This window comes from Streptomyces sp. NPDC059003 (assembly GCF_042740445.1).
In the GTDB taxonomy this organism is placed as follows: Bacteria; Actinomycetota; Actinomycetes; order Streptomycetales; family Streptomycetaceae; genus Streptomyces.
In genome coordinates this window covers 14,833-41,282 of sequence record NZ_JBHYJH010000055.1, presented here as the reverse complement: position 1 = coordinate 41,282, position 26,450 = coordinate 14,833, and the positions used below count along the sequence as shown (strand labels likewise).

23 protein-coding genes are annotated in these 26,450 nt (G+C 73.7%); 17 read left to right on the top strand and 6 right to left on the bottom strand.

The window, feature by feature from the left end:
• Positions 1–75 precede the first annotated feature (75 nt).
• The 3 genes from recN to ACFWZ5_RS20595 all read left to right on the top strand — a co-directional run bounded on the left by recN (position 76) and on the right by ACFWZ5_RS20595 (position 4,270).
• Positions 76–1,818, top strand: a complete 1,743-nt coding sequence (recN, locus tag ACFWZ5_RS20605) for a DNA repair protein RecN (RefSeq protein WP_384802569.1) — start codon at positions 76–78, stop codon at positions 1,816–1,818.
• 175 nt (positions 1,819–1,993) lie between these two features.
• A complete protein-coding gene (locus tag ACFWZ5_RS20600; RefSeq protein WP_384806406.1) occupies positions 1,994–2,767 on the top strand; it encodes a hypothetical protein in 774 nt (257 codons plus the stop codon).
• A 363-nt stretch (positions 2,768–3,130) separates the two neighbouring features.
• On the top strand, positions 3,131–4,270 hold the full coding sequence (locus ACFWZ5_RS20595) for a glycosyltransferase family 4 protein (protein ID WP_384806408.1): 1,140 nt from the start codon (positions 3,131–3,133) through the stop codon (positions 4,268–4,270).
• A 703-nt stretch (positions 4,271–4,973) separates the two neighbouring features.
• Here ACFWZ5_RS20595 and ACFWZ5_RS20590 read toward each other — a convergent pair.
• The gene (locus tag ACFWZ5_RS20590; RefSeq protein ID WP_384890915.1) at positions 4,974–6,626 is read right to left on the bottom strand and encodes a PucR family transcriptional regulator; all 1,653 of its coding nucleotides are present in this window, start codon (positions 6,624–6,626) and stop codon (positions 4,974–4,976) included.
• A gap of 127 nt (positions 6,627–6,753) precedes the next feature.
• Positions 6,754–8,565 carry a glycoside hydrolase family 15 protein gene (locus tag ACFWZ5_RS20585; RefSeq protein WP_384795108.1) on the bottom strand — a complete coding sequence of 604 codons (1,812 nt, stop codon included), beginning with the start codon at positions 8,563–8,565 and terminating at the stop codon, positions 6,754–6,756.
• Positions 8,566–9,058: 493 nt separating this feature from the next.
• Between ACFWZ5_RS20585 and ACFWZ5_RS20580 the strand changes: the two genes are divergently transcribed.
• The 11 genes from ACFWZ5_RS20580 to ACFWZ5_RS20530 all read left to right on the top strand — a co-directional run bounded on the left by ACFWZ5_RS20580 (position 9,059) and on the right by ACFWZ5_RS20530 (position 21,919).
• The gene (locus ACFWZ5_RS20580; protein ID WP_384795052.1) at positions 9,059–10,708 is read left to right on the top strand and encodes a CTP synthase; all 1,650 of its coding nucleotides are present in this window, start codon (positions 9,059–9,061) and stop codon (positions 10,706–10,708) included.
• Positions 10,709–10,805: 97 nt separating this feature from the next.
• Positions 10,806–11,432 (top strand): NUDIX domain-containing protein, encoded by a 627-nt coding sequence (locus ACFWZ5_RS20575; RefSeq protein ID WP_384795054.1) that lies wholly within the window; start codon positions 10,806–10,808, stop codon positions 11,430–11,432.
• Between the two features lie 193 nt (positions 11,433–11,625).
• On the top strand, positions 11,626–13,785 hold the full coding sequence (locus ACFWZ5_RS20570; protein WP_384795056.1) for a tetratricopeptide repeat protein: 2,160 nt from the start codon (positions 11,626–11,628) through the stop codon (positions 13,783–13,785).
• Positions 13,786–13,919: 134 nt separating this feature from the next.
• Entirely contained in the window at positions 13,920–15,044 is a 1,125-nt protein-coding gene (gene ald, locus ACFWZ5_RS20565; protein ID WP_384795058.1) for an alanine dehydrogenase, read from the top strand.
• A 384-nt stretch (positions 15,045–15,428) separates the two neighbouring features.
• Complete coding sequence (locus ACFWZ5_RS20560; RefSeq protein ID WP_384795060.1) at positions 15,429–16,562, top strand: ParA family protein; 1,134 nt, start codon at positions 15,429–15,431, stop codon at positions 16,560–16,562.
• A gap of 41 nt (positions 16,563–16,603) precedes the next feature.
• Positions 16,604–17,146 (top strand): hypothetical protein, encoded by a 543-nt coding sequence (locus tag ACFWZ5_RS20555; protein WP_384795062.1) that lies wholly within the window; start codon positions 16,604–16,606, stop codon positions 17,144–17,146.
• Between the two features lie 148 nt (positions 17,147–17,294).
• Positions 17,295–18,194, top strand: coding sequence for a segregation and condensation protein A (locus ACFWZ5_RS20550; protein ID WP_384795064.1), 900 nt, complete (start codon positions 17,295–17,297; stop codon positions 18,192–18,194).
• 2 nt (positions 18,195–18,196) lie between these two features.
• Positions 18,197–18,850 carry an SMC-Scp complex subunit ScpB gene (gene scpB / locus ACFWZ5_RS20545; RefSeq protein ID WP_384795110.1) on the top strand — a complete coding sequence of 218 codons (654 nt, stop codon included), beginning with the start codon at positions 18,197–18,199 and terminating at the stop codon, positions 18,848–18,850.
• The gene (locus tag ACFWZ5_RS20540) at positions 18,850–20,028 is read left to right on the top strand and encodes a pseudouridine synthase (RefSeq protein ID WP_384795066.1); all 1,179 of its coding nucleotides are present in this window, start codon (positions 18,850–18,852) and stop codon (positions 20,026–20,028) included. Before scpB ends, ACFWZ5_RS20540 begins: the two co-directional genes overlap by 1 nt.
• A gap of 103 nt (positions 20,029–20,131) precedes the next feature.
• Positions 20,132–21,142: an ADP-ribosylglycohydrolase family protein gene (locus ACFWZ5_RS20535; RefSeq protein WP_384795068.1), complete on the top strand. Its 1,011-nt coding sequence runs from the start codon at positions 20,132–20,134 to the stop codon at positions 21,140–21,142.
• 3 nt (positions 21,143–21,145) lie between these two features.
• A complete protein-coding gene (locus ACFWZ5_RS20530; protein ID WP_384795070.1) occupies positions 21,146–21,919 on the top strand; it encodes a DNA polymerase beta superfamily protein in 774 nt (257 codons plus the stop codon).
• Here the strand turns inward: ACFWZ5_RS20530 and ACFWZ5_RS20525 are convergent.
• Genes ACFWZ5_RS20525 through ACFWZ5_RS20510 form a run of 4 tightly spaced genes read right to left on the bottom strand, consistent with a single transcriptional unit; the run spans position 21,836 to position 24,373 of the window.
• Positions 21,836–22,591, bottom strand: a complete 756-nt coding sequence (locus ACFWZ5_RS20525; RefSeq protein ID WP_384795072.1) for a DNA polymerase beta superfamily protein — start codon at positions 22,589–22,591, stop codon at positions 21,836–21,838. The genes ACFWZ5_RS20530 and ACFWZ5_RS20525 overlap by 84 nt on opposite strands.
• Before the next feature lie 21 nt (positions 22,592–22,612).
• A complete protein-coding gene (locus tag ACFWZ5_RS20520) occupies positions 22,613–23,077 on the bottom strand; it encodes a Rieske (2Fe-2S) protein (protein WP_384795074.1) in 465 nt (154 codons plus the stop codon).
• Entirely contained in the window at positions 23,074–23,655 is a 582-nt protein-coding gene (locus ACFWZ5_RS20515) for a DUF6529 family protein (protein ID WP_384795076.1), read from the bottom strand. The genes ACFWZ5_RS20520 and ACFWZ5_RS20515 overlap by 4 nt, the downstream gene beginning before the upstream one ends.
• A 43-nt stretch (positions 23,656–23,698) precedes the next feature.
• Positions 23,699–24,373, bottom strand: coding sequence for a hypothetical protein (locus ACFWZ5_RS20510; RefSeq protein WP_384795078.1), 675 nt, complete (start codon positions 24,371–24,373; stop codon positions 23,699–23,701).
• 147 nt (positions 24,374–24,520) lie between these two features.
• On the opposite strand from ACFWZ5_RS20510, the gene ACFWZ5_RS20505 reads away from it, so the two are divergent.
• The 3 genes from ACFWZ5_RS20505 (at position 24,521) to ACFWZ5_RS20495 (ending at position 26,434) form a co-directional block, all read left to right on the top strand.
• Positions 24,521–25,024, top strand: coding sequence for a YidB family protein (locus ACFWZ5_RS20505; RefSeq protein WP_384795112.1), 504 nt, complete (start codon positions 24,521–24,523; stop codon positions 25,022–25,024).
• Between the two features lie 172 nt (positions 25,025–25,196).
• Positions 25,197–25,352 carry a hypothetical protein gene (locus ACFWZ5_RS20500; protein WP_384795080.1) on the top strand — a complete coding sequence of 52 codons (156 nt, stop codon included), beginning with the start codon at positions 25,197–25,199 and terminating at the stop codon, positions 25,350–25,352.
• Positions 25,349–26,434, top strand: a complete 1,086-nt coding sequence (locus ACFWZ5_RS20495) for a prephenate dehydrogenase (protein WP_384795082.1) — start codon at positions 25,349–25,351, stop codon at positions 26,432–26,434. The genes ACFWZ5_RS20500 and ACFWZ5_RS20495 overlap by 4 nt, the downstream gene beginning before the upstream one ends.
• The last annotated feature ends 16 nt before the right edge of the window (positions 26,435–26,450 follow it).

Genomic DNA, 26,450 nt, shown 5'->3' with positions numbered 1-26,450 from the left:
TCGGGCCGGGCCGCGATCAGCTGCTTCTGCCTCAGAACCCGGGGGCAACGTCGCGACCGGGGGTGGAAACCTCGTATGGTCAGGTTCGTGTTGGAGGAGATGCGCATACGGTCGCTCGGAGTCATCGACGACGCGGTGGTCGAGCTGTCGCCCGGATTCACCGCCGTGACCGGTGAGACCGGCGCGGGCAAGACGATGGTCGTCACGAGCCTCGGGCTGCTGCTCGGCGGCCGGGCCGACCCCGCCCTGGTGCGGATCGGCGCCAAGTCGGCGGTCGTGGAGGGGCGCGTCGCCGTGCCCGCGGGCGCCTCCGCGGCGCTGCGCGCCGAGGAGGCGGGGGCCGAGCTCGACGACGGGGCGCTCTTGATCAGCCGCACCATCTCGGCCGAAGGCCGCTCCCGCGCCCATCTCGGCGGCCGGTCCGTGCCCGTCGGCGTCCTGGCCGAGCTCGCCGACGAACTCGTCGCCGTGCACGGGCAGAGCGACCAGCAGGGCCTGCTCAAGCCCGCCCGGCAGCGCGGCGCCCTCGACCGGTACGCGGGCGAGGCGGTCTCCGTGCCGCTCGACAAGTACACGGCCGCGTACCGCAGGCTGCGCGCCGTCACGGTGGAGCTCGACGAGATCACCACCCGCGCGCGGGAGCGGGCCCAGGAAGCCGACATGCTGCGCTTCGGCCTGGAAGAGATCGAGGCCGTCGAGCCGCGCGCGGGCGAGGACACCGAACTCGCCGCCGAGGCCGAGCGCCTTGGCCACGCGGAGGCGCTCGCCTCCGCCGCCACCGTCGCGCACGCGGCGCTCGCGGGTAACCCCGAGGACCCCGAGGGCGTCGACGCCACGACCCTCGTCGGCGGCGCCCACCGGGCCCTCGAAGCCGTCCGCTCCCACGACCCCGCCCTCGCCGATCTGGCCGACCGCATCGGCGAGATCGGCATCCTCGTCGCCGACGTGGCGGGCGAGCTCGCCGGGTACGCCGACGACCTCGACGCCGACCCGCTGCGGCTCGCCGCCGTCGAGGAGCGGCGCGCGGCCCTCACCCAGCTCACCCGCAAGTACGGCGAGGACGTGGGCGCCGTCCTCGCCTGGGCCGAACAGGGCGCGGCGCGCCTCTCCGAACTCGACGGCGACGACGACCGGCTGACCGAGCTCACCGCCGAGCGGGACGCGCTGGGCGCCGAACTCGCGGAGCTCGCGCGTGCGTTGACCGAGGCGCGGGTGGAGGCAGCCTCGCGGTTCGCGGCGGCCGTCACCGAGGAGCTGGCGTCGCTCGCCATGCCGCACGCGCGCGTGACGATCGACATCCGGCAGACCGACGACCCCGACGGCGTCGAGATCGACGGGCGCACCGTCGCGTACGGGCCCGCGGGCGTCGACGACGTCGAGCTCCTGCTCGCCCCCCACCCCGGTGCGCCGCCCCGGCCCATCGCCAAGGGCGCGTCCGGTGGTGAGCTGTCCCGCGTGATGCTCGCCGTGGAGGTCGTCTTCGCCGGTACGGACCCCGTGCCGACGTATCTCTTCGACGAGGTCGACGCCGGGGTCGGCGGCAAGGCCGCCGTCGAGATCGGCCGGCGGCTCGCGCGGCTCGCCAGGTCCGCGCAGGTCGTCGTCGTCACGCACCTGCCGCAGGTGGCGGCGTTCGCCGATCGGCAGCTGCTCGTGGAGAAGACGAACGACGGGTCTGTGACGCGGTCCGGGGTGCAGGTGCTCGAAGGGGAGGACCGGGTGCGGGAGCTGTCGCGGATGCTGGCCGGGCAGGAGGACTCGGTGACTGCGCGGGCCCATGCGGAGGAGCTCTTGGCGGCGGCCAGGGGGGATGGCTGAGGCCGTGCCCTGCCGGGAGGCCCCCAAGCCCGCCCCTTCCCGAACTGGGGCTCCGCCCCAGACCCCGCTCCTCAAACGCCGGAGGGGCTATAACTAGCCGGAGCCCCCTGGTTCGGGAAGGGGCGGGTCTGGGGCGCACCCGCGAGGGACCCACCCCACCCCTACAGTGATCCACATGACCACCCCTACGCGCCGCCTCGCCGCCTTCCTCACGGCCGCCGCCACGACCCGCGCCACCCTCACCACCCTCCGCACCCGCCCCCCGGGCACCCCCGCCCGCTGGCAGCGCAGGAACTTCGCGGACCGCACGGTGGAGCTGTACGGCGGCCCGGCGGCGGCAGCCGGAGCCGCGCTGGGGGCGGCGGCGCTGAGCGGCAGGGCCCGCGTGGCCGCCGGGCTCGCCGTGGTCGCGGCGGGCGCGTGCGGGGCGTACGACGACATGGCGGGTGCCGGTGACCCGAGGCGTGGGTTCCGGGCGCACCTGACGGCGCTGCGGGACGGGGAAGTCACCAGTGGGGCGGTGAAGTTGTTCGGGGTCTCGGCGGCGGCCCTCGCCGCGGGCGCGCTCCTGAAGGAGCGGCCGGTGGACAAGCTGCTCGCGGGCGTCGTGATCGCGGGCACCGCGCACTTCGTGAACCTCGTGGACGTACGCCCAGGCCGCGCCCCCGCGGCGGTGCTGGCCCTGGGCGCGCCGGGGCTGCTGCGCACGGGGGCGGGCGGCACGCTCGCCGCCGCGTCGATGGGCGCGGCGGCGGCCGTGCTGCCGGACGACGCCGGGCAGCGCACGATGATCGGCGACACGGGGGCGCACGCCCTGGGCGCGGCGCTCGGCGCGGCCATCGTCGCGGGCAACGGCCGCGCCGGGCTCGCCGCGCACGCCGTGGGCCTGGTGGCCGCGGCGGCCTGCGGCGACACGGTGAGCCGGGTGGCCGCGAACGGGCTCCGCTAGGGGGTGCCCCCGTGCGGAGTGCGCGACGGGGCGCGCCGAGCCTGGCCAAAGGGTTTCGGCCAGGGGCCCGGTATTGCGAAGATGCCTGGGCTGACGGCCACTTCGTGGGAGTACGGGGGAGCAGTAGCCAGGGGCAGCGCGGATACGTCCCGTGTTGTCGCCCCCGCTCATCCGTGTGAGTGATCCCGTCCGCAGAGTTGTCCCGCCCGACGCCGAAGGGACCTTTCGGCTGTGCCGGAAGGGCCGTACGGACTGGCATCCTTGGCGCAGCAACGGGCGGGCGACCGGCCGCCCGATCCGCCGGCGCCCACCCGTCCGTCGGCGCGCCGCCCCCCGCCGACCCGACCCAGGAGCCCCGGCCACGTGAGCCACGTGAGCAGCCCCGCACCGCAGGGCCAGACGCCGTTGCACGCCGTGCAAGTCCTGGGTGGCGGCAGCGCGGGAAGCAGCGCGCATGTCAGGTCCCTCGCCACGGGGCTCGCCGCGCGCGGTGTGCGCGTCACCGTGTGCGCCCCCGCCGAGGCCGACCACGTGTACGACTTCGCGGGCTGCGGCGCCCGCCACATCGCCGTACCACGCAGCAGTGACCCGGCCTCCGTCGCCGCGCTCCGCGCCGCCTGTGCGGACGCCGACCTCGTGCACGCGCACGGACTGCACGCCGCGCTGCGCGCCGCCCTCGCCCTGGCCGGGCGGCGCACACCGCTCGTCGTCACCTGGCACACCCGCGCCCATGCGTCCGGCGCCCGCGCCCGGGTCCTGCGCATGCTGGAGCGGCGCGTCGCCAAGGCCGCCGTCGTGGTGCTCGGCACCTCGTCCGACCTCGTGGACCGCGCCCGCAGCCGGGGCGCGCGCGACGCCCGCCTCGCCCCTGTCGCGCTTCCGGAGCCGCGCCGCTCCGAGGCCGCGGCTGACGGCGATGCCGAAGGGCCGCGCCACAAGGCACGGGCGGAACTGGGCGCCGTGGACCGCCCGTTGCTGCTCGCCGTCGGCACCCTCGAAGCGCACCGGGGCTACGACGTCCTCCTGGACGCGGCGCACGCATGGAGCGGGCTCGACCCGGTGCCGCTGCTCGTCGTCGCGGGGGAGGGGCCCGAGCGGCCCGCACTGCAGGCCCGCATCGACGCCGAGGGCCTGCCCGTGCGCCTGGTCGGGCGGCGCGAGGACGTGCCGGAGCTGCTCGCGGCCGCCGACCTCGCGGTGCTCCCGAGCAGCTGGGAGTCGCGCTCGCTGCTCGCCCAGGAGGCGTTGCACGCGCGCGTGCCGCTGGTCGCGACGGCCGTGGGCGGGATTCCCGAACTGGTCGGCGACGCCGCCGAGCTGGTGCCGTACGGCGACGCGGGAGCCCTCGCCGCCGCGGTCGTCCGCCTCCTCACCGACGACGCGCGCCGCGCGGAGCTGAAGGACCTGGGGCGCGCCCAGGCGGCGACGTGGCCGAGCGAGGACGAGACGGTGGCTCAGGTCTTGAGCGTCTACGACGAGCTGACGCAGCCGCTGGCTCTGTAGTCGCTCGGGTGCTGGCTGGGCGGGCGTCCGGTGGTTGCCCGGTACGTGCCGGGCGGAGCTGAAGGGCCTGGGGCGGGCGCAGGCGGTGACTTGGCCGGGCGAGGATGAGTCGGTGGCTCGGGTCTTGAGTGTTCTATGACGAGCTGACGCAGCCGCTCACTCTGTGGTCGCGCCGACGCTCGCCGAGCAGGCGCCGGGTGCTGGCCGAGCCGGTGCGTGGCCTTTGCCTCGCGGGCGTCCGACCTTCGCCCCGCCGACGTCCGGTGCTGGCCGAGCAGGCGTCGGCCCTCGCCCCACGGACGCCTGAGCCCTCGCCTCGCGGGCGCCCGGCGCCAGCCCCGCAGACCCCCGGCTGTCGCCCAGCCGACGCCAGGTGCTCGCAGAGCAGGCGCCTGGCGCTCGCCGAGCAGGTGCGCGCCCTCTGCCTCGCGGGCGTCCGGCCTTCGCCCCACAAGCATCCGATGCCGGCCCCGCGGGCGTCCGGCCCTCGCCCCGCAGACCCCTGGCCCTCGCCCGAGCGAGCGTCCGGCCTTCGCCCCGCGGACGCCGGGTGCTGGCCGAGCAGGCGTCGGCCCTCGCCCCCGCAGCCCCCCGGGGGAACCCCCACCCCATAAACGCCCGGCGACGCTCACCCCGCAGGCGTCAGCCCCCCCCGGGCAGGCCCCCCGGCAGGCGTCCCCCCCCCCGCAGACGCGTCCCCGCCCTACCCCACCGCCACATGCCGCCGAGCCCGCAACGCCAGGCTCAAGGCGAGTACCGTCTGTGGGTCGTCGAGGTCCGTGCCGAGGAGTTCGCTGATGCGGGCCAGGCGGTTGTAGAGGGTCTGGCGGTTGAGGTGCAGTTCGCGGGCCGTTTCTGCCTTGCGGCCCGCGTGGGCCAGATAGGTCTCCAGGGTGGGGAGGAGCGGCGGCTTGGAGCGTCGGTCGTGCGTGCGCAGCGGGCCGATCGCGCGGTCCACGAACGCCGCCAGGTCCGGATGGTCCCGCAGGCGCCACAGGAGCAGGTCGATGTCGAGGCGCCGCGCGTCGTACCAGGGCCGCTCCGGCAGGCCCTGTGCCGCGGCCGCCGTCTCCGCCGCGTGCCGGAGCCCGGCGGAGGCCGCGGCCCAGCCACCGGGGACGCCCACGACCACGACCGGCGGCGGCCCGCCCGCCTCCCGCATGTCCGCCCGCTCGACCCCGGCCCGCAGCGCCGCCGCGACCCGGTCGGCGACCGCCGCGCGCTCCGCTTCCGCGCGCAGGCCGAGCAGCAGCGGAACACGTCCCTCCACGGGGCGTACGCCGAGCAGCACCGGCACCCCCACCGCCGCGAGCTCCTCCGCGACCGCCCGCGCCAGCTGGGCCCAGCCGCCCCCCGACGGCGGCCCGGCCGCCGCGTCGGCGAGCCGCATCACGACCGGAAGGAGCGGTCCCGCACCCGGTTTGAAGCCGAGGACGCGGGCCTGCGCCGGCGCGTCGTCGGCGGTGATGCGGCCCTCCGCGAGGTCGGTGAGGAAGTCGCCGCGGCCGCGCGCGGCCAGCTCCTCCTCCTGGCGGGCCTGCATCAGGACCACCGCGAGGCTGCTCGCGGCCCGCTCCGCCGCGATCCGGTGCACCGGAAGCAGCGCCGACTCGACGGCGAGCAGCACGAGCCGGGCCCGCACCGCGCCCGCCCCCGGACCGCCGCCGGGCACGTCCACGAGGACCGCGCCCGCGGGCGGCCCGTCCCGGTCGCCCTGCCGCCCGCGCAGCCCCTCCCACACCTGGAGCGGATCCGCGCAGGCGCTGCCCGCCCCGGCCGCGTAGAGCAGCCGCCCGTCGGCCGTCTCCAGGAACACCGGATTGCCGCTGAACTCCGCGAGGACGGACAGGACTTGGGGGATGCCGCCGCCCCCGAGCAGCGCCTGGGTGCAGCGCCGGTGCACCTCTTCGGCGCGGCGCAGCAGCGCGTAGTGGCCGTTGACGATCTCCGTGTGCACCTCTTCGGTGACCGTCACGAACGGCACCTCGCGGTGCAGCTGGACGAGGGGGAGGCCCGCGGTGCGCGCGGTGTCGACGAGGGCCGCGGGGAGCCGGGCGAAGCGCGGGCCCAGCTCGACGACCAGGGCCGCGATGCCGCGCTCGGCGAGGTCGCGGACGAACGCGCGCTGCTCGGCGGGGCGCGCGCCGAGGCCGAGTCCCGTGGTCAGGAGCAGCTCGCCGCCCTTGAGGAGCGAGGCGATGTTCGGCACCTCGCCCGCGTGCACCCAGCGCACGGTCCGCTGCAGCCGGTCGGCGCCCGCGACGACCTCCGGGAGCCCGCCGCGCAGCCCCGGGAGCTCCAGCGCCCGCTGTACGGTGATGCCGCCCTGAGTGTCCTGCCCGCCCTGACTGCCCATGGGGCGGACGCTACCTGACCTCGACGGTTCGGATGCCCGCCGTCCGGTTCGGCTGATGTTGGCGTGAAGTTGTCGCGCCGGTGTCCTGGCGGCCGGGACTTGGCCGCCAGGATCCGGTACCGGGCCGTTACCCGCCGTACGCGCCCGAGGCGGTGAGCCGCAGGGCCGTGTCGATCAGGGGCACGTGGCTGAACGCCTGCGGGAAGTTCCCCACCTGGCGCTTCAGGCGGGGGTCCCACTCCTCGGCGAGCAGGCCCAGGTCGTTGCGGAGCGCGAGCAGGCGCTCGAAGAGCTTGCGGGCCTCGTCCACCCGGCCGATCATCGCGAGGTCGTCGGCCAGCCAGAACGAGCAGGCGAGGAACGCGCCCTCGTCGCCCTCCAGGCCGTCCACGCCCGCGTCGTCGCCGGACGTCGGATAGCGCAGGATGAACCCGTCCGGCGTGGACAGCTCCCGCTGGATGGCCTCGATGGTGCCGATGACGCGCTTGTCGTCGGGCGGCAGGAAGCCCACCTGCGGGATCAGGAGCAGCGAGGCGTCCAGCTCCTTGGAGCCGTACGACTGCGTGAACGTGTTCCGCTCCTTGTCGTAGCCCTTCTCGCAGACGTCCCGGTGGATGTCGTCGCGCAGGTCGCGCCACTTCTCCAGGGGGCCGTCCGCGTCGCCGGACTCGATGAGCTTGATGGTGCGGTCGACGGCGACCCAGGCCATCACCTTGGAGTGCACGAAGTGGCGGCGCGGGCCGCGGACCTCCCAGATGCCCTCGTCGGGCTGGTCCCAGTGCGTCTCCAGGTAGCGGATCAGCTTGAGCTGGAGCAGCGAGGCGTAGTCGTTGCGGGCGAGGCCCGTCATGTGTGCGAGGTGCAGGGCCTCGGTGACCTCGCCGTACACGTCCAGCTGGAGCTGGTGCGCCGCGCCGTTGCCCACGCGCACGGGGCCCGAGTTCTCGTACCCCGGGAGCCAGTCGAGCTCCGCCTCGCCGAGCTCGCGCTCGCCCGCGATGCCGTACATGATCTGCAGGTTCTCCGGGTCGCCCGCGACCGCGCGGAGCAGCCACTCGCGCCAGGCGCGGGCCTCCTCGCGGTAGCCCGTGCGCAGCAGCGAGGAGAGCGTGATGGCGGCGTCGCGCAGCCAGGTGAAGCGGTAGTCCCAGTTGCGTGAGCCGCCGATGTCCTCGGGCAGGGACGTGGTCGGCGCGGCGACGATGCCGCCGGTGGGCGCGTACGTCAGGGCCTTCAGCGTGATCAGGGAGCGGACCACGGCCTCGCGGTAGGGCCCGTGGTACGTGCACTGGGCGACCCAGTCGCGCCAGAACTCGCCCGTCGCCGTGAGCGCCGCCTCGGGCTCGGGGTGGGCGGGCGGCTCCTTGTGCGAGGGCTGCCAGGACAGGGTGAAGGCGATCCGGTCGCCGGGGGCGACCGTGAAGTCCGAGTACGTCGTCAGGTCCTTGCCGAAGGTCTCGGCGGTGGCGTCGAGCCACACCGAGTCGGGCCCGGCGACGGCCACCGTGCGCCCGTCGACCTTGTGCACCCACGGCACCACGCGCCCGTAGCTGAAGCGCATCCGCAGGGCCGAGCGCATCGGCACCCGGCCGCTGACGCCCTCCACGATCCGCACCAGCTGCGGGGCGTCCGAGTCCCGCGGCGGCATGAAGTCGACGACCCGGACGGTGCCGCGCGGGGTGTCCCACTCCGACTCCAGGATCAACGAGTCCCCGCGGTACGTGCGCCGCGTCGCCGCCGGTGGCTCGGCGCCCGGCGCGTGCGCGGGCCCGAGCCGCCAGAAGCCGTGCTCCTCGGTGCCGAGCAGGCCGGCGAAGACGGCGTGGGAGTCGAAGCGGGGCAGACACAGCCAGTCGACCGTGCCGTCCCGGCAGACCAGCGCCGCGGTCTGCATGTCTCCGATCAGTGCGTAATCCTCGATGCGCCCGGCCACGTGCATCCCCATTCAAACGGCCACGTTCGCCCGCTCACGGGGCGCTCGTCCTACGGTCAAGGGTTCGCTGTCATTCGCTGTAAAACGAACTGCCGGGCCCGGATGTTTCCAGCGATGTCCAGAAAGCCGACGGGGGATGGTTCCGCCCGCGCGCACGGCTCGGCAGAGAGTGTCCGAGCAAGATACATCGGCATCCCCGGGGATTGTCGCCTCGTGTGGGCAACGTGGTTAGGCCGAACGAGTTCGGGACCGTTCCGCGACCGCCCCGCGACCAGACGGCGTGACGGACATGGAACCCGGGTGAAGATCATGTACGTGACGTGAAGGCGCGTGTCAAGACGTGGCCGGAAGCAGCCCCCTTCCGTCACTGATACCCTGGTAGCCCGTGAGCCGGTGGTCATTGAACCCCCGAACCGCAGCGACGGCACCTCCCTCCGACCCCGGAGCGGACGCCGCACCGCACCCTCAGACCGCGACGCACGGGAGCCCCCTCTTGGCCATGCCACCCACATCCACGACGACCAAGCACATCTTCGTCACCGGGGGTGTCGCCTCCTCCCTCGGCAAGGGCCTGACGGCCTCCAGCCTGGGTGCGCTCCTCAAGGCCCGGGGCCTTCGGGTCACGATGCAGAAGCTCGACCCGTACCTGAACGTCGACCCGGGCACGATGAACCCCTTCCAGCACGGCGAGGTGTTCGTCACCAACGACGGCGCCGAGACCGACCTGGACATCGGGCACTACGAGCGCTTCCTCGACGTCGACCTCGACGGCTCGGCCAACGTCACCACCGGCCAGGTCTACTCGCAGGTCATCGCCAAGGAGCGGCGCGGCGAGTACCTCGGCGACACCGTGCAGGTCATCCCGCACATCACCAACGAGATCAAGCACCGCATCCGCCGCATGGCCACCGACGACGTCGACGTCGTGATCACGGAGGTCGGCGGCACGGTCGGCGACATCGAGTCCCTGCCGTTCCTGGAGACCGTCCGCCAGGTCCGCCACGAGGTCGGCCGCGACAACGTCTTCGTCGTGCACATCTCGCTGCTCCCGTACATCGGCCCGTCCGGCGAGCTGAAGACCAAGCCGACCCAGCACTCGGTCGCCGCCCTGCGCAACATCGGCATCCAGCCGGACGCGATCGTCCTTCGAGCCGATCGCGAGGTCCCCACCGCGATCAAGCGCAAGATCTCGCTGATGTGCGACGTCGACGAGGCCGCCGTCGTGGCTGCGATCGACGCCAAGTCGATCTACGACATCCCGAAGGTCCTGCACACCGAGGGCCTGGACGCCTACGTCGTGCGCAAGCTCGACCTGCCGTTCCGCGACGTCGACTGGACCCAGTGGGACGACCTGCTCGACCGCGTGCACAACCCGGAGCACGAGGTCACCGTCGCGCTCGTCGGCAAGTACATCGACCTGCCCGACGCCTATCTGTCGATCACCGAGGCCATGCGCGCCGGCGGCTTCGCCAACAAGGCCCGCGTCAAGGTCAAGTGGGTCACGTCCGACGACTGCAAGACCCCGGCGGGCGCCAAGAAGCAGCTCGGCGACGTCGACGCGATCCTGATCCCCGGCGGCTTCGGCGACCGCGGCGTGGCCGGCAAGGTCGGCGCGATCCAGTACGCCCGCGAGCACAAGGTGCCGCTGCTCGGCATCTGCCTGGGCCTGCAGTGCATCGTGATCGAGGCCGCCCGCAACCTCGCGGACATCCCCGACGCCAACTCCACCGAGTTCGACGCCGGCACCGGCCACCCGGTCATCTCCACCATGGCCGAGCAGCTCGACATCGTCGCGGGCGAGGGCGACATGGGCGGAACGATGCGCCTCGGCATGTACCCGGCCAAGCTCGCCGAGGGCTCCATCGTGCGCGAGGTGTACGACGGCAAGGAGTACGTCGAGGAGCGCCACCGCCACCGCTACGAGGTGAACAACGCCTACCGCGCCGAGCTGGAGAAGAAGGCGGGCATCCAGTTCTCCGGCACGTCGCCCGACGGCAAGCTCGTCGAGTACGTCGAGTACCCGCGCGAGGTCCACCCGTACCTGGTCGCCACCCAGGCGCACCCGGAGCTGCGCTCGCGCCCGACCCGGCCGCACCCGCTGTTCGCGGGCCTGGTGAAGGCCGCCGTGGAGCGCAAGACGGCCAAGTAACACAAGAGCGATACGGTTGCCGGGGTGTGGGTCCACAAGATCCGCACCCCGGTTGCTGTGGGTACGTGTGGTGGTACGTGTGGGAGGACAGGTCGACATGACGATCAAGGACACCGCTGAGGAGTGGCAGGTCACGGCGACCAGCACGCCGTTCGTCGGGAACAAGACCTCGGTGCGCACCGACGACGTCGTCATGCCCGACGGCTCGGTCGTCCGCCGCGACTACCAGGTCCACCCCGGCTCGGTCGCCGTCCTCGCGCTCGACGACGCCGGCCGCGTCCTGGTGATCCGCCAGTACCGCCACCCCGTACGCCACAAGCTCTGGGAGATCCCCGCCGGACTCCTCGACGTGCCCGGCGAGAACCCGCTGCACGCCGCCCAGCGCGAGCTGTACGAGGAGGCGCACGTCAAGGCCGGCGACTGGCGCGTGCTCACCGACGTCTACACCACGCCCGGAGGCTGCGACGAGGCCGTGCGCGTCTTCCTCGCCCGCGACCTGGCCGAGGCCGAGGGCGAGCGCTTCGAGGTCTCCGAGGAGGAGTCCGACATGGAGCTCGCGCGGGTCCCGCTCGACGAGCTCGTACGCGGCGTGCTCGCCGGGGAGCTGCACAACAACTGCCTGGTCGTGGGCGTCCTCTCGCTCAGCGCCGCCCTCGCGGGCGCGGGCCTTGACGCGCTGCGCCCGGCGGAGGCGCCCTGGCCCGCGCGCCCGTTCGAGGCCTGAGCGACCCCACGGCGCGGCACGGCGCGGCACGGTGTGCTCCCGTGCCGCGCCCCGGTGTGACCATCTCCTGATCCGATCGGGCGACTTGCGCGCGCGGTACGGCCGGGAACGCGGCAGGGCCTGAACTAGGCTCTGAAAGCGTCCCGACCGGAGTCCCGGCGGGCTCGTGCGCAGGCGGACGGGAGCGTTACCCGTGACGGATCAGGCGGTCGACACCGACGGTGCGGCGAGCGGCGTGTCCCACCCCGGCGCGGGCCAATTCGTGGGCCGCCACCGGGAGTTGAAGGAACTCCGTGCCGACATCGACCGCGCGGGACTCGACACGCTCTCCGGCCGCAAGGCCCCCCGCGCGCGGGTCCTGCTCATCGCGGGCCGCCCCGGCTCCGGGCGCACCGCACTCGCCGAGGAGCTCGCCCGGCAGATCGCCGACGCCTACCCCGACGGCACGCTCCGCGCCCGGCTCACCGAGCCCGACGGCACCCGCGTGCCCACCGAACGCACCGCCCGCGAGCTCCTGGACGCGCTCGGCGTGCCCGCCCCCGCGGGAGCCGACGAGGACGACCTGTCCGCGACCCTGCGCACCGCGCTCGCCGACCGCCGCGCCCTGCTGATCCTCGACGACGTGACGGACGGCGACGGCGCCGCCGCGCAGGTCGACCCGCTGCTCCCGGACACCCCCGACTGCCTGGCCGTCGCCGTCTCCGGCGGCCCGCTCACCGGCATCCCCGACGTCCGGCCCTGCACCCTGGGCGGTCTCGACACCAAGGCCGCCCTCGACCTGCTCGCCCGCAGCGCCGGATCGGTGCGGATCACCGTCGACCCGCGCTCCGCCGAGAGCCTGGTCGAGGCGTGCGGGGGGCACCCCACGGCGCTCGTCCTGGCGGGCGGCTGGCTCGCCGCCCGGCCCAAGGCGGCCGTCGCCGACCTCGCCAAGCAGGTCCGCGAGCACCCGGACGAGGGCGCCCAGGGCGCGGCGGCCGGGGACTGCGGGCTCACCCGCGTCTTCCGGCACGCGTACGCCGCACTGCCCGCGCCCGCCGCCCGGATACTGCGCCTGCTGAGCCTCGCCCCCGCCGGATACGTCGACCCGCACACGGCGTCCGCGCTCGCGGGCTGCTCGGTGTCCGCGGCGCACACCACCCTCGACGACTTCGTCGCGCTCGGCATGGTGCGCGCGGTGGACTCGCCGCTGCCCCAGTACGAGGTGCCGGGCTGCCTCGTACCGCTGCTGCGCGAGCTGACGGGGACCCAGGACCGGCCGGGGGAGGTGCAGTTGGCGCGGGCGCGGATGCTGGAGCGGACCGTGCGCCTGCTGCAGTCCTGCCGGGCCATCACCGAGCCCGACGGCTCGGCGGCCCGCAAGCGGCTCGCGGGGCTTCCCCGCGCCCTGCGCTTCCCGAACCCCCGTGCCGCCGCCCAGTGGCTGCGGATCCGGCAGCCCGCGCTGCTCGCCGCGGCCCGCCTCGCCGTCGCGGACGGCGAGCTCGACACGCTCGCCCGGCGCCTGATGTCGGCCCTGGCCCGCGCCCTGGTGGCGCACCGCGGCACGGAGGCCGCCGCCCCGGAGCTGTACGGCATCCACCAGCTCGTCCTCGACGTGGCCGAGCGCCGCGACCTGCCGCGCGAGCAGGCCGCGGCGCTGCTCAACCTCGGCGACCTGGACGCGTGGACCGGCCGCACCCACGACGCCCTGGCCCGCTACCGCGCCGCGCTCGACTGCGGCCGCGCCGCCCAGGACCCGTACGCCACCGGCCGCGCCATGGAATCCGTGGGCGGTGCCCACCAGGAGCTCGGGGACTACCAGCGGGCCGCCGACTGGTACGGCAGGGCCCTCACCCAGCGCCAGGCCCGCGGCGAGCGCGCCGACGCGGCCCGCCTGCACGGCCGCATCGCCGCCGTCCACACGTACGCGGGCCGCTACGGCGAGGCCCTGCGCAACTGGCGCTCGGCCGTCGCGGGGTACCGCAGGACCGGCGACGTCGCGGCCCGTGCGCGGGCGCTGAGCGAGATGGCGCGCGTCCAGGAGTACGCGGGGCGGCCCGAGGAGAGCCTGCGCACCTGCCGGGAGGCGGTCGAGTGGGCGCGGCAGGCCGAGGACACCCGGCTGCAGGCGGCGCTCCAGGTGCGCCTCGCGGACACCCTCGACCGGCTCGGCGACCCGGCCGCCGCCCGGCTGCACCGCGCCGCCGCGGAGCGCATCCTGGGAAGTGAGCTGGACGAAGAGCCGCACGTCGCGGGACATGACGGGCGGGACGGCGGAAGAGAGGGATCAGCCGAGGCCGGAGGGCCTGTACCCGCCGATGAAACAAGGTCCCCCACCTACGAAATCCGTAGTGCATTCGAAAAAAGTTGATGCTTTAGAAGGCTGGACAGCGAGAAATCCTTCATTAGACTGGCTCCGCCGCGTGCTTACGCGGTGTCTTCCGATGCGCTCGTGTGCGTACCGGTCTGTACTGCATTGCCCGAACACCCCCTGAGCCAAGGACCGTGATCGACGTGAAGGTCGGCATCCCCCGCGAGGTCAAGAACAACGAGTTCCGGGTGGCCATCACCCCCGCCGGCGTGCACGAGCTGGTGCGCCACGGCCACCAGGTCGTCATCGAGCGGAACGCCGGTGTCGGCTCCTCGATCACGGACGACGAGTACGTCGCCGCCGGCGCCCAGATCCTGGAGACCGCCGACGAGGTCTGGGCCACCGCCGACCTGCTCCTGAAGGTCAAGGAGCCCATCGCGGAGGAGTACCACCGCCTCCGCAAGGACCAGACCCTCTTCACGTACCTGCACCTGGCCGCGTCCAAGGAGTGCACGGACGCCCTCCTGGAGTCGGGCACCACGGCCATCGCGTACGAGACGGTGGAGCTGCCCAGCCGCGCCCTGCCGCTGCTCGCCCCGATGTCCGAGGTCGCGGGCCGCCTGGCCCCGCAGGTCGGCGCCTACCAGCTGATGCGCGCCAACGGCGGCCGCGGCGTCCTGCCCGGCGGCGTGCCGGGCGTGGCCGCGGGCAAGGCCGTCGTCATCGGCGGCGGCGTCTCCGGCTGGAACGCCGCGCAGATCGCCATCGGCATGGGCTTCCACGTGACCCTGCTCGACCGCGACATCAACAAGCTCAAGGAAGCCGACAAGATCTTCGGTACGAAGATCCAGACCGTCGTCTCCAACTCCTTCGAGCTGGAGAAGGCCTGCCTGGAGGCCGACCTCGTCATCGGCGCCGTCCTGATCCCGGGCGCCAAGGCCCCGAAGCTCGTCACCAACGAGCTGGTCTCTCGCATGAAGCCGGGAAGTGTTCTTGTCGACATCGCGATCGACCAGGGCGGCTGCTTCGAGGACTCGCGCCCGACCACGCACGCCGAGCCGACCTTCCCGGTCCACAACTCGGTCTTCTACTGCGTCGCCAACATGCCCGGCGCGGTGCCCAACACCTCGACGTACGCGCTGACCAACGCGACGCTGCCGTACATCGTCGAGCTGGCCAACCGCGGCTGGGTCGAGGCCCTGCGCCGCGACCCGGCGCTCGCCCTGGGTCTCAACACCCACGACGGCAAGGTCGTTTACAAGGAGGTCGCCGAGGCGCACGGCCTCGAGCACGTCGAGCTGGAGTCGCTGCTCGGCTGAGCCCCCGGCTCCCGCGGCTTTCGTCGGTGAAAGTCAACGAAAGTCGTCAATCTCACGCCGACGGCCGGACCTTGCGAGGGGTCCGGCCGTCGGCGGTTCCGCGCGGACACGGTCAACTCGCCGTGAACGTAACCCTTTAACCGTTTCGCCCACCCCGGAAATGTGCCGCCGACGCGCCATACGCCCTTGACACCAGGGTGTTCCGTTGCCGACACATCGGGCCGGGTCCGGCGGATTGTGTTGCTGCGGAGCGGTGACACGCCATAGAGTCGCCAACCGTCGGCATGGTGCCACGCTGACCTATCTAGAAATTTCCTGGTCACCAAGGAGGTAAGACGACTTGTGAATGAGTCGACATTTGCTCCCGGGGGTGGTCAACCAGGAATGTCTGGACGAGGCCAGGGCCCCGTCGGGCTTCAGGCTGTCGGCTCCGTCGCTGTCCGCACCTTCGAAGCCCGCCAGAGTCCGCAGCCGACACAGTCAGCACCCCAGAGCATGGATGGCCAACACGTGAACGCCATGGCCGGCGACCGGAGTGGCGACAACACCACCCCTACCCCCCTCGCCGACTACGAGGAACTGCCCCAGGGTCACTTCTACGACCCCGACGCGGAGTACGAGCCCGACCCCGAGTACGCGGCCACGCTCGCCCCGGACGCTGCCCGTCAGCGCCGCGAGCGCATCGGCCCCACCGGGCGCCCGCTGCCGTACTTCCCGATCCCGGGCCCGCTGACCGACCACGGTCCCGCGAAGATCATCGCGATGTGCAACCAGAAGGGCGGCGTCGGCAAGACCACGTCGACCATCAACCTGGGCGCCGCGCTCGCCGAGTACGGACGCCGGGTCCTGCTCGTCGACTTCGACCCGCAGGGCGCGCTCTCGGTCGGCCTCGGGGTCAACCCGATGGAGCTCGACCTCACGGTCTACAACCTGCTCATGGAGCGGGGCATGTCCGCCGACGAGGTCCTGCTGAAGACCGCGGTCCCCAACATGGACCTGCTGCCCAGCAACATCGACCTCTCGGCCGCCGAGGTGCAGCTGGTGAGCGAGGTCGCGCGCGAGTCCACGCTCCAGCGCGCGCTCAAGCCCCTGATGGCCGACTACGACTACATCGTGATCGACTGTCAGCCCTCGCTCGGCCTGCTCACGGTCAACGCGCTGACGGCGGCGCACAAGGTCATCGTCCCGCTGGAGTGCGAGTTCTTCGCGCTGCGCGGCGTGGCCCTGCTCACCGAGACGATCGAGAAGGTCCAGGAGCGGCTCAACCCCGACCTGGAGCTCGACGGCATCCTCGCGACGATGTACGACTCGCGCACGGTGCACAGCCGCGAGGTGCTCGCCCGCGTGGTCGAGGCGTTCGACGACCACGTCTACCACACGGTGATCGGGCGGACCGTCCGCTTCCCGGAGACCACCGTCGCCGGTGAGCCCATCACGACGTACGCCTCCAACTCGGTCGGCGCGGCCGCCTATCGCCAGCTCGCCAGGGAGGTGCTCGCCCGGTGTCACGCCGAGTGAGTCTGCCGGGGGCCGACGAGCTGTTCCGTACGACCGGGGGGATGGCGCTGCAGCCGTCCAGCCCGCGGCGCCAGGCGAATGGCGAGGCGAGGGTGCCCGCGCCGGCGGGCGAGAGCGACGAGGCCGCCGCGGAGGAGTCGCACGGCTCCGCCGCCGCGCAGGGCGAGAGCGAGTCCGCCGAGCACCCCGCGGCCGACGCGGAGCCCGCCGCCGGGCGGGACCGGAGCGACGCGGACGACGACGCCGCGAAGGGCTCCGGGCGCCGGGCGGCGCAGGAAGGTTCTGCCAGCTCCGGCGGGAACAAGTCCGCGAGCGGCAGCTCCACGACCACCCAGGCACGCCGCCGCGGCCGGGCCGCCAACCGCCGCCCGAGCGGGCGCGAGCGGCACGACGAGAAGATCACCGTGTACGTGTCCGCCGAGGAACTCATGGACCTCGAGCACGCGCGCCTCGTGCTGCGCGGCGAGCACGGGCTCGCGGTGGACCGCGGCCGCATCGTGCGCGAGGCGGTCGCCGTGGTCCTCGCGGACCTCGAATCGCGCGGGGACGCGAGCATCCTCGTACGCCGACTGCGCGGGCGGTAGCGGTAGCCTCCGGCTTGACGCTGCCGCTTTTCCTTGGACCGTGATGCCTGCCGACGCCGCTCCTGTTGAGTCCCGTCGTTCCCGGCGCTCGTTGGGGCGGGGGCCAGGGGTGGTTTCTTCCCCCAGCCCGCCCCTTTCCGCCGCGTCCATGAGCGGCTCCGCCGCGGGCGGGGGCAAGCCTCCGGACCCCCGGGAAGGCGAACAGGGGACCCCCGGTACCGATGCGTTGCCGCCGGACGACGGCCGCTTCAAGGTCAGGCTCGCCAACTTCGAGGGCCCCTTCGACCTGCTTCTCCAGCTGATCTCCAAGCACAAGCTGGACGTCACCGAGGTCGCCCTCTCCAAGGTGACCGACGAGTTCATGGCGCACATCCGGGCCATGGGGCCGGACTGGGACCTCGACCAGACCACCGAGTTCCTCGTGGTCGCCGCCACGCTGCTCGACCTGAAGGCGGCCCGGCTCCTGCCCGCCGCCGAGGTCGAGGACGAGGCCGACCTGGCGCTGCTCGAAGCCCGGGACCTGCTCTTCGCGCGGCTGCTCCAGTACCGCGCGTACAAGCAGATCGCCGACATCTTCGGCGGGCGGCTCGACGACGAGGCGCGGCGCTATCCGCGTACCGTCGGGCTCGAACCGCACCACGCCGAGCTGCTTCCCGAAGTCGTCATCAGCATCGGCGCCGAAGGGTTCGCCAAGCTCGCCGTGAAGGCCATGCAGCCCAAGGCGAAGCCGCAGGTGTACGTCGACCACATCCACGCGCCGCTGGTCTCCGTGCGCGAGCAGGCCGCCGTCGTCGTGGCCCGCCTCAAGGAGTGCGGGGAGGCCAGCTTCCGCGTCCTCATCGAGGAGCTCGGCCCCGACGACACGCTCACCGTCGTCGCCCGCTTCCTGGCGCTCCTGGAGCTCTACCGGGAGAAGGCCGTCGCCCTGGAGCAGGAGAACGCACTCGACGAGCTGACCGTGCGCTGGACGGGCGGGGACGGCGACGCCGAGCCGACCGTGACCGACGAGTTCGACCGGGCCCCCGAGCCGCAGGAGGAGAAGGCGTGAGCATGGAGAGCCCCGTCGGGGAACTGCGCTCCGAGGTCGCCGAGCTCGACCTCAAGCCCGCCCTTGAGGCCGTCCTGATGGTCGTGGACGAGCCCGCGACCGAGGAGCACCTGGCGAAGGTCCTGGAGCGCCCGCGGCGGGCCGTGGCGGGCGCGCTGCGGGAGCTCGCCGACGAGTACACCGCCCAGGGCCGCGGCTTCGAGCTGCGGCTCGTGGCGGGCGGCTGGCGGTTCTACACCCGCCCCGCGTACGCCCCGGCCGTCGAGGGCTTCGTGCTCGACGGGCAGCACGCCCGGCTCACCCAGGCGGCCCTGGAGACCCTCGCCGTCGTCGCCTACCGCCAGCCGGTCAGCCGCTCCCGGGTCTCGGCGGTGCGCGGAGTGAACTGCGACGGGGTCATGCGCACCCTCCTCCAGCGCGGTCTGGTGGCGGAGGCGGGCGCGGAACCCGAAACAGGTGCGATCCTGTACAGGACGACGAACTACTTTCTGGAGCGGATGGGCCTGCGCGGCCTGGACGAGCTCCCGGAGCTCGCGCCCTTCCTCCCGGAGGCGGAGGCGATCGAGGCCGAGACGCAGGAAGGCATTCCGTCGTTCGATCCGGACGCGCTGGACGCCCCGGACGACGAGACGCAGACGACCAAGACGGAACTTTGATGCGAAGCAGCAGCGGCAGGAACAGCAGCGGAAACAACGGCGGGAGCCGTGGTGGCAACAGCGGCGGCCGCGGCAACAGCGGTGGCCGGGGCGGCAGCGGCGGCCGCGGCAATTACCGGGGTGCCGGTAACAGCCGCGACGACCGGCAGGGCCGCCCCGGGGACCGGCAGGGTCGCTCGGACGACCGGCAGGGCCGCCCCAGCAAGCCCCGCCCCGAGGAGCGCCGCTACGACGTGGGCCCCGGCGCCACGCAGGACGGCCCGAAGTCGGGCCGCGGCGCGTCGGCGCGCGGCGGCGCCAAGGGCGGCCCGAAGCGCGCCCAGGAGCCGCGCGGCCGCGGCCGTACGGCCCCTTCGCGTTCCCGCGAGTACGACGCGCGCGCCGAGGAGCGCAACCGCGAGCGGTACGCGGGCAAGAAGGAGGTCAGGATCCCCAAGACCTTCCCCGGCGCCGAGCAGGAGGGCGAGCGCCTGCAGAAGGTCCTGGCCCGTGCCGGGTACGGCTCGCGGCGCGCCTGCGAGGAGCTGATCGAGCAGGCCCGCGTCGAGGTCAACGGCGAGATCGTCCTGGAGCAGGGCATGCGGGTCCAGCCCGACAAGGACGAGGTCAAGGTCGACGGCCTGACCGTGGCCACGCAGTCGTACCAGTTCTTCTCGCTGAACAAGCCCGCCGGCGTCGTCTCCACCATGGAGGACACCGAGGGCCGCCAGTGCCTCGGGGACTACGTCACCAACCGCGAGACCCGCCTCTTCCACGTCGGGCGGCTCGACACGGAGACCGAGGGCGTCATCCTGCTCACCAACCACGGCGAGCTGGCCCACCGCCTGACCCACCCGAAGTACGGCGTGAAGAAGGTCTACCTCGCGCACATCGTGGGCCCGATCCCGCGTGACCTGGGCAAGCGCCTGAAGGACGGCATCCAGCTGGAGGACGGGTACGCGCGCGCTGACCACTTCCGCGTGGTCGAGCAGACCGGCAAGAACTACCTGGTCGAGGTCACGCTGCACGAGGGCCGCAAGCACATCGTGCGGCGCATGCTGGCCGAGGCCGGCTTCCCGGTCGACAAGCTGGTCCGGGTCTCCTTCGGCCCGATCACGCTCGGCGACCAGAAGTCGGGCTGGCTGCGGCGCCTGTCGAACACCGAGGTCGGCATGCTGATGAAGGAAGTCGACCTGTAGGCCTTTCGCCGGTATCCGGTACGTTGACGGCCGCCCGTGGACCACTCCGCGGGCGGCCGTTCGTGTCCCTCAGCCCGGCCCCGTCGGAAGGACCGCCCCCCGTATGACCCGTAGGAAGCGCGCCGCGACCGGATCCCTCATAGGCCTCGCCCTCGGCGATGCCCTCGGCTTCCCGACGGAGTTCAACGACGTGCCGTCGATCCTCGCCAAGTGCGGGCCCTGGCGCGCGATGGAGCTCCCGCGGCCCGCGATCGTCACGGACGACACCCAGATGACGCTGGCGCTCGGCCGCGGGCTCCGTACGGCCATGGAGCGCGGGCCGCTCGGGCCGCGGCGCATGGAGCGGCCGGTGCGCGAGGAGTTCGTGGACTGGTACCAGTCGCCCGAGAACAACCGGGCGCCGGGCAACACCTGCCTTCAGGCCTGCTACCGCCTCAAGTCCGGGCTGCCCTGGCAGGACGCCAGCCAGGTCCACTCCAAGGGGTGCGGCGCCAACATGCGCGTCGCGCCGGTGGCCCTCGTGCCCGGCCTGAGCGACGCGGAGCGGGCGGGCGCGGCGCAGCTCCAGGCGGCGCTCACCCACGGCCACCCGACGGCGCTCGCCGCGTCCGACCTCACCGCGTACGCCGTACGCGCCCTTGCGCAGGGCGTGGGGCCCGGCGAGCTCGTCGGCCATCTGCGCGCGTACGCGGGCGACAACCGGGCCACGTACCACGAGCGCTGGCTCGGCGACCTGTGGACGCGCGGCGACGCCCCGACCCCCGAGGCCTTCATCGCGCAGGGCTGGGACGAGTGCCTGGCCGCCCTGGACCGGCTCGCGGCGGCGCTGCGCCACCCCGACCCGGAGGCCGACCCGTGCCTCGCGACCGGTGAGGGCTGGATCGCGGAGGAGGCGCTCGCCACCGGCCTGCTGTGCTTCCTGCTCTTCGTCGACGAGCCGGTCACCGCGCTGCGCAGGGCCGCGTGCACGGCGGGCGACTCGGACTCGATCGCCTGCCTGGCGGGGGCGTTCGCGGGGGCGTACGGGGGTGCGGACGCCTGGCCCGCCGCGTGGGCGGAGCGGATCGAGTACCGGGGTGAGCTCCTTGCGCTCGGGGCACTCTGGGATTCTTGAGGGATGACTGTGGACTTGGGGAACGGCACCGGCGTCGAGCTGGACTCCGTCGTGGCGGAGCAGACCGATCCGCTGGTGTTCGCGACGGTGTCCGGAGCCCATCTGTACGGGTTTCCCTCGCGGGACTCGGACGTGGACCTGCGTGGGGTGCACCTGCTGCCGGTGGCGGGGCTCGTGGGGCTGCGGGAGCCGGAGGAGACCCGGTCGAGGATGTGGTTCCGGGACGGGGTCGAGATGGACCTCGTCACGCACGACCTGCGGAAGTTCGCGCGGCTCATGCTGCGGCACAACGGCTACGTCCTGGAGCAGCTGCTCTCCCCGCTGGTCGCGCACACCACGGACGTCCACGCGGAGCTCGTCGCGCTCGCGCCCGCCGTGCTCACCAGCCATCACGCCCACCACTACCGGGGGTTCGCGAAGACGCAGTGGCGGCTGTTCGAGAAGAACGGCGAGCTCAAGCCGCTGCTCTACACCTTCCGGGTGCTGCTCACCGGGATCCATCTGATGCGCGCCGGGGCCGTCGTGGCCCATCTGCCCACGCTGGCCGACGAGGTCGGCGACGCCCCCGCGTACCTCGCCGACCTCGTCGCCGCCAAGCGCGAGGCCGAGCACGGCCGTGCCGACGTGGACCGCGCCCGGGTGGCCGCCGACGTCGAGCGGCTGCACGCCGTCCTGGACGCGGCGCAGGCGGACTCAGCCCTGCCGGGGGCCCATGACGCCTTCGACGCCCTGCACGACCTCGTCGTCCGCGTGCGGCTTGCCGGCGCGCAGGGCTGAGGCCCGCCGCGTGCGGAACAGGAAGTCCTCGACGCGGCGGCGGTCCGGCTCGGGCGGCAGCGGGGAGCGGGCCGCCGCCGCGTCGGACTCCGCCGCGAGCCGCGCCATCCAGGACTCCACCTCGGTCCAGGGCACCTCGCCGCGCTTGACCGCGAGCAGCGGCCCACGCTGGTCGCCGACGTCGACGGTCAGCTCGCCGGTCAGGAGCAGGTCGCGGCAGCTCATCAGGAGGCGCAGCAGGTGCATGGCGTGCTTCCAGCGCGGGGCGCCGTACGTGCGGACGTCCGCGTCGAGCTTCTTGCGCTGGCCGAGCGCATAGCGGGCGAACGTGTCGTGGGCCTGCCGGGACAGGAAGGCGCCGCGCAGCGCGAGCAGTTCGCGGCCGGTGTCCGTGACGTGCTCGACGAGCGGTGAGTGCAGGCACTCCAGGATGTTCGGGTTGGCCCGCAGGGCGAGCTCGCAGAACCGTTCCAGCTCCCAGCTGAACTGTTCGTCGGCCGGTCCGTCCACGTGCGTGGGCGGCTTCTCGAACCGCCAGTACAGCTCCGTCGGCGCGAGGAAGACGCCCCGGCGGTCGGTGTCGCTGTCGTCCGTGGCCAGGCCGAAGGCGCGCGAGCCCATGACGCAGGCGTAGATCGTGTGGTCGCGGACCAGGTCCTGGGGGGTGTCCATCCGGGGAGCGTACGCGGTCGGTCAGGTGAGCCGGATCGCGTCTCCCGTGACGTCGATGCCCCGCGGAGCCAGCGGGCGCGGGGCGGGGCCGCCCGCCACCGACGCGTCCGCGACGCGGTACTTGCTGCCGTGGCACGGGCAGTTGATCGTGCCGTCCGACACGTCGCGGACCGTGCAGCCCTGGTGCGTGCAGACCGCCGAGAACGCCTTGAAGTCCCCCTCCTCGGGCTGGGTGACCACGACCTTCTCGTCCTCGAAGACCTTGCCGCCGCCGACCGGGATCTCGGACGTCCGGGCGAGCGCCGGGCCCTTGGACGACGGCTTGCCCGACCCGCCCGGCTTCCCCGGCGAACCGGCGGGGCTGGACGGCGGCGGGGGCTCCTCCGCGCCCTCGTCCCCGTACTTGTCGCAGCCCGTCACCGCCGCGGCCGCGAGGGCCCCCGCCACCAGGGCGGTGCGCCGCGTGGGGCGCGCCCCGGCGCTCACGTCGTCACTCCGAACGTACGGAAGAACCACAGCGCCGACGTCAGCCACACCACCGTGAGCACCGCGAAGACGAGCCCGCCGACCAGCGGGAGCAGCCAGCCGGGCAGGCGCTCCGAGCGGAGCAGCAGCATCTTGGCGCTGAACGCGCCGAAGAAGAAGCAGCCGAGGGCCGAGTGCCACAGCACGCGCGTCGAGTACGTCTGGTAGCCGAGCGCGTAGAGGCAGTGCACCGCGACCGGCACGGCCACCAGGAACGCGATCCGGCCCGACCAGCGGTGCAGCACCCCCGACCAGGAAGGGCCCGGCAGCTTGCCGTAGACCATGAGGGCCGAGGCGACCTGGAGCACCGCGAAGCCGAGCGCCGTCGTGGCGAGCCAGGCCTTGACGGCACTGGTGGAGCTGAAGCCCGCGAGGTTGAAGGCGGTGCCTTCGGGGTCGTGGGTCTTGCCGTACGCCCCCAGGCCGACCGCCACCGCGGCCGCGACGAGGGCGGGCAGCAGATAGCGGGCGGGGTGCTCGCGGCGGGGGCTCGCGGGGAAGCCGGCGCCTTGGGTGGGGGCAGTGGGGTCGACGCTCATGGGGCCTCCCGGGGCGGACGCGATGGGGACGGACGGGGGCGGCTCAGGGCACGACGGGGCGGGCGGTGAGGCGGCCGCCGTCGTCCAGGACGGCCGTGCGGGTCCGCGGGTCGAGGCGGGGGGCCTTCCGGGGCCGGCCGTCGCGGTTGAGGATGCCGACCTGGCTGCCGTCGGCCTGGACGATCCAGCCGGCGTCGAGCTTCGCGCCGCGCACCTGGGTCGTCGCGCGGTACAGGCCCGACGGCTTGGCGGACCTGGCCGCGGTGAAGTCCGAGGTCTTCTCACGGATGTCGACGGTGCCGCGGATCCTGTTCCCGCTGAGCCGCCCGTCGAGCTTCGCGCCGCCCTTGCCGGTGAGGCGCATCGAGCCGTCGTCCTTGACGTCGCCCTTGAGCCAGGACTCCGTGGTGCGGCCGTCGCAGTAGTACGCGACGGCCTTGCCGTCGTTCAGGGTGATGGCGACGGACGCGGTGTCGTCGTCCGTGCGGCCCGTGTACTTGGCGTCGGGCGGCGGCTTCGGCTTCCTGCTGGGGGAGGGGCTGGGGCTCGGGGTCGCGCGCGGCGCGCTCGTGGTGGGCGTGGGCGCGGGCTTCACCGTGCCCGGCGCGGAGTCCCCGTACGACGAACTGCCCGAGCCGTTCGTCGCGTTGAGCGTCAGCATGAACAGGGCCAGCAGCAGCCCCCCGAACAGCGTGAACAACGGTCCTGAGCGCTTCATACGTCCCCCCGAGGCACGCGGCCTTCCCCTCCATGCAAGCGGCCGGCGCCCCGCGCGTCCAGGGGCGCACAGGGGCTGTGCACCAGCGGTACCGGTGAGGTCTCGCGCCGGTCGCACCGAGTGGCGGGGTGCGTCGGTTCGGGTGACATTGGCAGGGTCCGGGGCCCCTGGCCCTCGGGGCGGGGTCCGGCCACTGAAGCGAAAGGCACCACCATGGCGGGTAACGATCTGGGCGGCCTTCTCGGCGGCCTCCTCGGCGGGGGCGGCCAGCAGGGCGCGGGCACATCAGGAGGAGGGGCGTCCGCAGGGGGCGCCAACATCCTCGGTGCCCTGCTCGGCGCCCTGATGAGCAAGAACGGCGGCGGCAACCCCCTGGGGGGCCTCCTCGACGGGCTCACCAAGGCCGGGCTCACCGAGCAGGCGCAGTCGTGGGTCGGCCCCGGCGAGAACCAGGCGGTCACCGGCGAGCAGGTCCGCCAGGCACTCCCGGACGACGCGCTCCAGCAGGCCGCACAGGACGCCGGGGTCTCCCCGGACCAGGCCGCCGACGAGATCGCCCAGTCCCTCCCGCAGGTCGTCGACAAGCTGACGCCGGACGGGCAGGTCCCCACCGAGTCCCTTGAGGAGATCATCAAGGCGCAGCAGCTCTGACCTGCCCCGCAGCCGCGCGGCGTCCGTCTCGGCAGACGGGCGCCGCGCACCCGTGTCGGAGGTGGTGACTAGGCTTGTCGCACACAAGACGCGCACGGCTCGTCGCACCGGGACGCACAGGATGCGCAGGACACGGGCGACGACGCGCAGGACACGAGCAAGGAGCTGCACGGTGGCGGTACGAGCGGTGCGGGGCGCCGTCCCAGGGGAGCGGGACACCGCCGACCCCATGAGCGAGCAGGCCGACGCGCCGCTCACCGCGCACAGCGACCTCCCGGCCCGCCGCCCCGGCCCCGCGGCCGCACTCCGCAAGGACATCGCCCAGTGAGAACCGCCCTCGTCATCGGCACCGGCCTGATCGGCACCTCCGCGGCCCAGGCCCTCGCGGCCCGCGGCGTCACCGTCCACCTCGCCGACCACGACCCCGAGCAGGCCCGCACCGCCGCCGCGCTCGGCGCGGGCACGGACGCGGCGCCCGAGGGCCCCGTGGACCTGTGCGTCGTCGCCGTGCCGCCGGCGCACGTCGCCGCGACGCTCGCCGACGCCATGCGGCGGGGCCTGGCCCGCGGCTATCTGGACGTGGCGAGCGTCAAGGGCGGCCCGCGCCGCGAGCTGACCGCGCTCGGCCTCGACCTGACGCCGTACATCGGCACGCACCCCATGTCGGGCCGGGAGCGCAGCGGCCCCCTCGCCGCCTCCGCCGACCTCTTCGAGGGCCGCCCGTGGGTGCTCACGCCGACGCGCGACACGGACACCGAGGTGCTGAACCTGGCGCTCGAACTGGTCGCCCTGTGCCGTGCCGTGCCGGTCGTCATGGACGCCGACGCGCACGACCGCGCGGTCGCGCTCGTCTCGCACATGCCGCACCTGGTGTCGAGCATGGTCGCGGCCCGCCTGGAGAACGCCGAGGAGTCGGCGGTGCGCCTCTGCGGCCAGGGCATCCGCGACGTCACCCGCATCGCGGCGTCCGACCCGCGCATGTGGATCGACATCCTCTCGGCGAACCCGGGCCCGGTGGCCGACCTGCTCGCCGCGGTGGCCGCCGACCTGGAGGAGACCGTGTCGGCGCTGCGGGGCCTGCAGTCGGCCGACGAGAGCAAGCGCAAGGACGGCGCCGCGGGCGTCGAGAGCGTCCTGCGCCGGGGGAACGCGGGGCAGGCGCGCGTGCCCGGCAAGCACGGGTCCGCGCCCGCGGTGTACGAGGTCGTGGCCGTCCTCATCGACGACCAACCGGGTCAGCTGGCCCGCATCTTCGCCGACGCGGAGCGGGTCGGGGTCAACATCGAGGACGTCCGCATCGAGCACGCCACCGGCCAGCAGGCCGGTCTGGTCCAGCTCATGGTGGAGCCCGCGGCGGCGGGACCGCTGGCGGCGGGCCTGCGGGAGCGGGGCTGGGCCCTGCGGAAGTGACCCGCCGTCGCTGCCC